The sequence below is a fragment of the Chitinophaga sp. genome, from assembly GCF_036566945.1.
Taxonomy (GTDB): Bacteria; Bacteroidota; Bacteroidia; order Chitinophagales; family Chitinophagaceae; genus Chitinophaga.
On sequence record NZ_DATCVJ010000267.1, the window covers coordinates 1 to 9,749 of the forward strand.

Annotated in this window: 5 protein-coding genes; 2 read left to right on the plus strand and 3 right to left on the minus strand. The window is 45.0% G+C overall.

Annotated features, from left to right (window positions below; genetic code table 11):
- Positions 1-29: 29 nt before the first annotated feature.
- On the minus strand, positions 30-1,370 hold the full coding sequence (locus tag VIP81_RS07825; RefSeq protein ID WP_331958118.1) for a lipopolysaccharide biosynthesis protein: 1,341 nt from the start codon (positions 1,368-1,370) through the stop codon (positions 30-32).
- A 474-nt stretch (positions 1,371-1,844) separates the two neighbouring features.
- Here VIP81_RS07825 and VIP81_RS07830 point away from each other — a divergent pair, with 474 nt between their 5' ends.
- Positions 1,845-6,509 (plus strand): PKD domain-containing protein, encoded by a 4,665-nt coding sequence (locus VIP81_RS07830; protein ID WP_331958120.1) that lies wholly within the window; start codon positions 1,845-1,847, stop codon positions 6,507-6,509.
- Here VIP81_RS07830 and VIP81_RS07835 read toward each other — a convergent pair.
- Both VIP81_RS07835 and VIP81_RS07840 read right to left on the minus strand, forming a co-directional pair.
- A complete protein-coding gene (locus tag VIP81_RS07835) occupies positions 6,506-7,120 on the minus strand; it encodes an acyltransferase (RefSeq protein WP_331958122.1) in 615 nt (204 codons plus the stop codon). The two genes, VIP81_RS07830 and VIP81_RS07835, sit on opposite strands and share 4 nt — an antisense overlap.
- Positions 7,117-8,325: a glycosyltransferase gene (locus VIP81_RS07840; RefSeq protein WP_331958124.1), complete on the minus strand. Its 1,209-nt coding sequence runs from the start codon at positions 8,323-8,325 to the stop codon at positions 7,117-7,119. Before VIP81_RS07840 ends, VIP81_RS07835 begins: the two co-directional genes overlap by 4 nt.
- 179 nt (positions 8,326-8,504) lie before the next feature.
- On the opposite strand from VIP81_RS07840, the gene VIP81_RS07845 reads away from it, so the two are divergent.
- The coding region (locus VIP81_RS07845) for a GNAT family N-acetyltransferase (RefSeq protein WP_331958126.1) at positions 8,505-9,749 on the plus strand (1,245 nt) is incomplete at its 3' end.

A 9,749-nucleotide genomic window follows, 5' to 3' on the forward strand; every position in this document is an offset into this window, starting at 1 on the left:
TAATGAAGGCTTGTTTCATGCGTGGATGTTTATTTGTACTGCAAACGGAACATTTTTACTTTTAGCAGTAGCCCTTTGCATTCCTGCCAGCCATTTTTCCAGATACTTTTTAGACTTACATCAGAAAGAGAACGACGAAGAAAATAATATCCGAAAATAACAGCAAATAACAAATTGAGAGAAGATGCAATCGCTACTGCACGTATATCGGCAAACATCAGCACCAAAGTAATATCGAGTATAATATTTAGAACCAGCTTCAGCAGATTCTTATAAAAGTTAATCAACGGTTTATTGATCATATCCAGTGTAACCCCAATGAAACGATCAATAGGATAAAGGATCGCAGATAACAGGAATATCCTGACGATATCTGTGGCCGGCAGGTATGCTTTTGCTGCAAGTATGATGATCAACGGTTTGGTGAACAACAGCAATCCGGCAACAAATGGAATAATCATAATAGTCACCGTGCCGGTATATTTACAAAACGCCTGAGACACGCCCCTCCAGTCATTTCTGTTGGCGGCGCCGGATATGGTAGGCTGGGAGGTGGCCACAAAACTCCGCAGAATAATTTCAATGACTTCCATGAACTTTTGAGGAATACTGTAAATCGCCACTGCTGCAGGACTGAGCATAGTTCTCAGAACAAGATTATCTGAGTAGTTCAAAAGAGAAGAAGAAACCATGCTACCTACTATTAACCTGCCATAGTGGTATAAGTCCTTTACGTGCTGTTTGGTTCTGGCGGCCATGCTATTCATTGCGGTCCACCTGAATGCCATACAGTAGATACTTGTCACCAGCAGTGATAATGAATAGGCATACAATACATTATGCAGATTTACCTGTTCCAGAAAGAACAATGCTCCCAGTAACACCAGGAAAGAACCGTTCTGCAAAAAGCGGATCTGCACAATCTTATCAAACCGGTGTGCCGCCTGTAATACCCAGGTGGCAAAGTTGAATGGGAGAGAGAGTAAAGTCATGATACCCAACCACCCCAGGAAGAAATGCCAGGTGGGACTGAACAATGGAAAGGCCACCGCATATACTATCAATGAAACTACTATAAAGGAAAGTGTAACTAACAGGGAAATGTACCAGGCAGCTCCGGTTACCTGTCTGCTGACAGTTTCGTCAACACCGGCGCTAAATTTAATAATCCCTGATTGCAGCATAGCAGTACGTATCTGATCCAGAATATTGTAAGTCGCAAGGAATAATACCCACTCTCCGAAAGCACTTAAAGAAAGCATTCTTACCAGCAGCGCAAAAGAAAGTACATTGAAAAACGCCATGATCACATTCCCGAGAAGGGAATGAAAGTGCCTGTTACGTAAAATCGATAAAAACTTAAAAGCCATGAAACTATAATTACAATCGTATTATATGAAAATCATGGTTTTAAATAGGATGAGGTTTAAAACGGGGGCAATTATTAGTATAACTGAATGTAAAGGTAGTTTTTTTAACCAAAAAAAAGAAGAGAATACCCGGTATAAATTGAAAATAAACAAATAAGTATAAATGCAAAATAGTTATACTTTATTTATTGTGCACATATATGTTAATTTTTTTAATTATGTGTTGAAAAAAAAAGCTTTCTTTGTAATACCGGAAGTTTTTTTATTACGGAACTTTTTTAAGGAGAAACTATGAGGATAGATTTTTAAAAACTTTGCAAGCCATATAATTTTATGATAAACCTTTTGCTATCGCTAAGGCAACCTTCCTGCCGCAGCATGTATAGGCTGGGCACTATTTTATTGCTGTTGTTTTTCGGATCCCCCAGGAGTTTTGGCCAGGTACAAACTGCCAGAGCCTTCAATGATCCTACAATGACAAACATTAAAGGTTTTTATGAATATCTGCCTGCAGGCTATACACCCGGCAGCAGTAAAAAGTATCCCCTTATTATTTTCTTTCATGGAGTAGGTGAGCTGGCCAGTTCAGGTGCCCCCCTTTCCGCAGTATTAAAGAATGGTCTTCCCAATGTAATCGCACAAGGCAAATTCCCCATCACCTTCACCGTCAATAATCAGGACTTTTCATTTATCGTGATTTCCCCTCAGTTCAATACCTGGCCGGGATCTGCAGATGCGATTAAGTTTAAAAATTACCTCCTTACAAAATATGACGTTGACGTCAACCGTATTTACATTACCGGCTTGAGTATGGGAGGAGGAGAAACCTGGGGAGCGCTTACTGAGAATAAAACAGAAGCAAAAGCATTTGCCGCTTCGGCAATTGTTTGTGGCTATTACCCTCCCACGACGGCGCTGGCAGCAAATATTGCCGCCAACAATACACCCATCTGGGCTTTTCATAATAAAGTAGATCCCGACGTATCGCCCGATTATTCTATTAACTGGGTGAAATATATTAATGCCAGTACACCGGCACCTAATCCACTGGCAAGACTCACCATCTTCGATGCTTCCGGACATAACGCCTGGACAAAGGCTTATGACCCTACTTACAAAGAAGACAATAAAAATATGTACGAATGGATGTTACAATATTCCAAAAATGGAACGGTAACACCACCACCTGTGACACCGCCACCTGTTACGGGTGGCAGACGTATTGTAGTGCCAATGACCAACACCGCCAACGGACGGGCAGAAATGTATTATCCGAACGCCATGGCAACATTGGGCGTTAAACCCGGTGATACTTTGTGCATTCCGGCGGGGGAGTATGAGTACCTTCATTTGGGTAATATCACCGGTACAGCAGACAAGCCGGTGGTGATCACCAACTGCGGAGGACAGGTAAAACTGGGGGTCAGAAACCAGGGAACGGCCGCGGTTTTTAATGCGCCCACCTGCCGCTTTGTAGAGATCAGCGGTAGCGGAGATAAGAATTATGAATATGGCTTCGACCTGAATGGGACTAACATCACCGGCTTACAGATATTTGGTCTCACCCTGGGAGTAGGTAGCTCCGATTTTGATGTACACAACATATTTATTCATGATGGTGGTATCATGTTGCAGGCCAAAACACTGCAAGCCTGCGCACAGCCGCAGTATCTCGAAGGAAATTATGTGATGAAGAACGTGAAAATTCACCACATTAAATGTCTGAACTCACTATGGGAAGGCTTCTATATTGGTAATACCCATTACTTCTGGACAGAAGGCACCTGCACTGATATGCGCTCGCACTGGATAGAAAACATCCTGGTGTATGATAATGATCTCGAAAACATTGGTAGTGACGCCATGCAAATCTCCATGGCAAAAAACGGGGATAACCGCGTCTTCAATAACAAGATTGTGAATTATGGGATTTCACAGAATTCAGCCCAGGGCTATGGAATTCTCGTTGGCTCAGGCTCCAGTCTCAAAGTATATAACAACAATATTTCAAAAGGATATATGCCGGGAGTAACTATTTTCGGATCTGGCGTAAGTCAGATCTATAATAATGTTATCTCAGATATCCATTATGAAGGTATTAATGTATCGGATAAAATTCCGGCTAACACCACGCCGGATATTTTCCCTCCTCCGGCTGCCATTATTTATAACAATACCATTGTTAATACAGACAGCGGAGCGAATGCGATCAAGATCTTTGCTTACCAGACGCCCATTGGACACCAGGTATATAACAACCTGATGATAGAGAAGGGAACAGCTTACGACTATCCGGTAAAAGGGATGTATATTAAAGGCGACCTCCCTATTAAATTACTGTATTCAAATAACCTCTGCTACCCAAGCCAGGTAGCGGCTCAAATGGTAGATAGCGCCAGCAAAAATTACCGTTTGCTGCCAACATCTCCAGCCGTAAATGTGGGACGGGATATGAGTGATTTTAGTTTAAATACAGACTTTGATAGTACGCCACGCCCCCAGCAGGTAAAATATGATGTGGGTGCTTTTGAAGTGAAAGCAGGGACTTCCTCGCCGCCGCTGGCAAATGCAGGTACCAATATTACGATTACCCTGCCTGTCAATAATACAGCGCTCGACGGATCCGCCTCTACTGCTGCAAGTGGAAGTACCATCAAAAGTTATGCATGGAAAAAAATCAGCGGTCCAACCGGCGATGTCATTACGAATGGGACTACCGCCAAACCCACTATTACAGCCCTTACAGAAGGCACCTTTATATATGAACTAACAGTAACCGATAGCAAAGGATTAACCGGAACGGCGAGAGTGAGTGTTATCGTTAAGCCGGCGGCCAACAAACCACCGGTAGCCAATGCGGGCAAAAATATCCAGATTCAGTTACCCGTGAATAGCGCCTCGCTTGATGGAAGTGGCTCCACCGATGCCGATGGACAAATTGCTACCTGGTTATGGCAAAAGACTGCTGGTCCTGCCGGTGGCGACCTCTCCGTCACAGGTGCTGCTAAAACAAACGTGAGCAACTTGCTGGCAGGTACCTATACTTTTCAGCTCACCATTACCGATAATGCTGGCGGGAGTAATAGCGCCACTGTAAACGTAGTGGTACTCGCAGCAGCCAACAAACCACCGGTAGCCAATGCCGGCAAAAATATTCAGATTCAGTTACCCGTGAACAGCGCCTCGCTCGATGGAAGTGGTTCTACCGATGCAGATGGACAAATCGCTACCTGGTTGTGGCAAAAGACCGCGGGTCCTGCTGGTGGTGACCTTTCTGCCACGGGTTCGGCTAAAACAAATGTGAGCAATCTGGAGGAAGGTACCTATACTTTTCAGCTCACCATTACCGATAACGCTGGCGGGAGTAATAGCGCCACTGTAAGCATAGTGGTACTGGCAGCGGTACAGCAAAACAAACCACCGGTAGCTGATGCCGGCAATAATATTCAGATTCAGTTACCTGTAAATACTGCTTCACTTGATGGAAGTGGTTCCACAGATGCAGATGGACAAATCACGACCTGGTTGTGGAAAAAGACTGCTGGTCCTGCCGGTGGCGACCTTTCCACCACAGGTTCGGCCAAAACAAATATCAGTAACCTGATTGCGGGTACTTACACTTACCAGCTGACAGTCACCGATGATGCAGGCGCCAGCAACAGTACCAGTGTAAATGTAGTGGTACTGGCAGCAGTGGAACCCAACAAACCACCGGTAGCAGATGCTGGCAATAATATTCAGATGCAGTTGCCCGTGAATACTGCTTCACTTGATGGAAGTGGTTCCACAGATGCAGATGGACAGATTACCACCTGGTTATGGAAGAAGACTGCTGGCCCTGCCGGTGGCGACCTTTCCACTACAGGTTCGGCCAAAACAAATATCAGTAACCTGATAGCGGGTACTTACACTTACCAGCTGACAGTCACCGATGATGCAGGCGCCAGCAACAGTACCAGTGTAAATGTAGTGGTACTGGCAGCAGTGGAACCCAACAAACCACCGGTAGCGGATGCCGGCAATAATATTCAGATTCAGTTGCCCGTGAATAGTGCTTCACTTGATGGAAGTGGTTCCACAGATGCAGATGGACAAATCACCACCTGGTTGTGGAAGAAGACTGCTGGCCCTGCAGGTGGAAACCTTTCTGCGGCAGGTTCGGCCAGAACAAATATCAGTAACCTGGTAGCAGGTACTTACACTTACCAGTTGACAGTCACCGATGATGAAGGCGCCAGCAACAGTACCAGCGTAAACGTAGTAGTACTGGCAGCAGTGGAACCCAACCAACCACCGGTAGCCAATGCAGGCAATAGTATCCAGGTGCAGTTGCCGGTGAATAGTGCCTCACTCGATGGAAGTGGTTCCACCGATGCAGATGGACAAATCACTACCTGGTTGTGGAAGAAGACCGCTGGTCCTGCCGGTGGAAATCTTTCTGCGGCAGGTTCGGCCAGAACAAATATCAGCAACCTGGTAGCAGGTACTTACACGTATCAGTTGACAGTAACAGATGACAAGCAGACAACAGCAACGGCTACTGTAAATGTAGTGGTGTTGCCGGTGATCGTTAATAACACGCCACCGGTAGCAGCAACAGCCGGCGATAGAACCATACAACTCCCAATAGAAGCGGTTTTTGCAGATGGTACGGCATCCTATGATGCAGATGGCAGCATTAAAACATATGCGTGGTCGCAGGTGTCGGGACCGTCAACCGCAGAAATTATAAATCCTGACCTGGCGCAGACACTGATTAAAAATCTGAAAGTAGGTGTCTATAAGTTCCAGCTGATCGTAACAGATAATGCAGGTGCTACCGCTACGGCTTTCTTCCAGGTAACAGTAATAACCTCCGGTCCGGATACACATACAGAAGATTCTGCCCGTATATTTCCCAATCCTGCGGTAAGTTATATTCGCCTGCATGTGGTGCGAACGGGTACTACTCCTTTGCAGGTGCGTATCTATGATGTGAAAGGAAGACAACACCAGAATCTCAGGTTTACCACCCCTGATTCATTTCAGACAGATATTAATATTAATAACATGCCTACCGGCTATTATCTGCTGGAGGTGAGAGGAGAAGGAAGTAGTAGTTTCCGTTGGAGCGGACATTTTATTAAGGTAGCCAATTAAACTTTTTCCCAGGTACCGGTGGCCGGCTGGTACTGACGGATGGGGCGGGCAGGATTGCCAGCTACTACCGTGTAAGGGGGAACGTTTTTGGTCACTACGCTGCCACCAGCTACCACCGAATGGCGTCCAATAGTAACACCGGCAGTGATCACACTGTTGGCGCCAATCCAGCAATCGTCTTCCACCACTATTTCGGCGATAGAGCAGGGCTGTAGCGAAATAGGTACATTGGGATCGGTATAACCGTGGTTAAGTCCGGATAATACAATGTTCTGGGCCAGTATAACATTATTGCCTATACGCACCGGACCAATGACTACATTTCCAATGCCTATTCTGGTATGGTCACCGATAATGACGGCTCCCATTCCGTTATTGATGGTCGCAAAATCTTCTATGGTAGAATAACGGCCAAGCATAAACGTATTAAAAGGAAGTACATCTATCCGGGTACGCCTTCTTATCAGCGACCCCTTTCCCTTTTTGTGTTTGAACGGGTTCACAAACCACTGCACCCACTTCCGCGGGCGTGCCTGATTTTTAGGCATCAGCAGATACAAAGCCAGTTTTTTTAGGCCGGGGCGTTGTTTTATGTTGGTGATGATACTCATAAGGAATGACCGCTAGTGTTCAATATAGCCTGGTAAATTGCCTTCACGGAATTTTCCCAGGTATGTGTACCCGCAAATTGTATACGTGCTGCTGTCAACTGATCCGTATTTTCAGCAATCGCTTTTTCTATCAGCGGGACATAATAATCTGCCGTAGCAGCGAGGTATACATAATCTTTGAATAACTCCATGGTTTTAGTAGCAGTAGCTACTACCGGTTTACCCATGGCCAGGTATTCATCAATTTTTAAAGGATAGTTGCCAACGGTTACCGTATTCAGCACCTGCGGATTGATGCATACATCAAAGGACTGTACATAAGCAGGAAGCACGGAGATATCTTTTTTGCCTGTGAAATGAACATTCGGTAGCTGATGTAACGCTGATCGGAGGAAATCCTCATCTTCCGGTCCAACCAGCACCAATTGCCACTGCGGACGCTCTTTGGCTATTTTAAGCAGGATATTGATGTCCAGCCGCAGTGATTTAAGCGCACCTACATAACCTATTACCGGTCCCTTTCCAACAGGAACATCTGCCGGCACGGAATGTTTTATCTGGGCATCGAAAAGTTGTAAGTCGCAGCCCTGTCCTACATAATAACTGGCAGGATTATGCTGTTGCAGCATTTCCGCGAGGTACAATGAATTAGCCACTGCTACATCTGCTTTGGCAATATGCCGGGGTTCCAGCAGCTGCCCATGTTTTTGCCAGTAAGGTACGCCCAGCAGATAATCCCTGCTGTAATAAACATACCTTTCCGGTTGCAGCAACTCTTTCAGGTAGTATCCCCGGAATATATCATTGTCATTAAAGAGAATGATGTCTTTGAAATTCATGGCGGTTACCGCCTCTCTGATACTATCGGCGAACTTCCTGTTATTTCGTTTGTTAAACCAGGAAAACAGCCGGGTAGAAGGAAGCCAGTTAATGGATTCCAGCACAACCGAGGGGTAGAAGTTCCATAAGTTGTGGCTGATCGGCACAATGGAAGGTACTTTTTTCTCTTTCGTGTCAAGGTGATACTGCACATGAGGATCTCCTTTCCCGTTTAAAATAGTACGTCTGTCTAACGGAGCATTGATATATAGCACCCTGTTATGCCGCGCAAATTCCTGCGCAATGTTTTTACAGTTGCTGCCAATAGCGGTGTACCATTGTTGGAGCCCTATAATAACTATATCTCTGTTTTGAATTAAAGGCACAGTAGTAAGGTCTAAGATGTATCGGTTTGAATAAATTAAATATAAGGTAGCAGGTTTACCTGGGGTATGGTTAAATTATTGCAGTTGTTAAATTAATCCACAAATTAAATAAAAAAAATCAATATTATTGAACAAGTCACTAAGGGACGGAGTTTTAATTAAAAACAGAAAATCATTCTATGTCGGAAACAATTGAAATCAGGACGCTAACGGTAGAGGACTACCTGGACCTGAAAGAATCTATGCTGTCTGCCTATGCAGACATGGCCGGCAGCTATTGGAGAGAGCCAACTATACAAAGACTGATCAAACTTTTTCCCGAAGGGCAGATTGCGGTAACGGTAAACGACAAAGTGGTGGGATGCGCTTTGGCTATTATTGTCGACTATGAGAAGTTTGGAGATAGCCATACCTATGAGCAGATCACCGGGTATTATACATTTAACACCCATAATCCAAAGGGTGATATCTTATATGGCATCGAAGTATTTGTACATCCTGACTATCGGGGTAAACGACTCGCCCGGCGTTTGTATGATGCCCGTAAAAATCTTTGTGAGCAACTGAATTTGCAGGGTATTGTGGCCGGTGGCCGTATTCCCAACTATGAGAAGTATGCAGAACGTTTGTCTCCAAGGGAGTATATAGAAAAGGTACAGGACCGGGAAATCTATGATCCTACCTTAACGTTTCAGTTCTCCAACGATTTTACGGTAAAGAAAATTCTAAAGAATTATTTGCCAAACGATGAGGCGTCGATGGGGTTTGCTACCCTGCTTCAATGGTTTAATATTTACTACGAGAAAGACCTGGATACGATCCGCTATAATAAATCTACCGTACGTATTGGATTGGTGCAGTGGCAGATGCGGGATTATGGCAGCCTGGAAGGGTTTCTGCAACAGGTGGAATATTTTATTGATGCGGTGAGCGACTATGGGTCCGACTTCGTGGTGTTCCCGGAGTTATTCAATTCGCCGTTGATGAAGGAGTTTAACCAGATGGATCCTGCAGGCGCTATCAGGGGAGTGGCAAAGTATACAGATGGGTTACGGGAAATTTTCCAGCAGCATGCCGTTGCCTACAATGTCAATATCATTTCCGGCAGCATGCCCATCGTGATCGACGAAGTACTGTACAATATCTCTTACCTATGTCGCCGCGATGGGACCTATGAGCAATATATCAAAATCCATCCAACGCCGGGAGAAGTGTCTGCCTGGGGGATTAAAGGTGGAAGCGAGGTAAAAGTGTTTGATACGGATTGTGGTAAGATAGGCATACAGATCTGTTATGACGTGGAATTTCCGGAACCTTCACGCATCCTGGCCGAACAGGGCATGCAGATTCTTTTTGTTCCTTTCATGACAGATACGCAGCATGCATACAACCGGGTACGCTTTTGTGCGCAGGCAAGGGCCGTT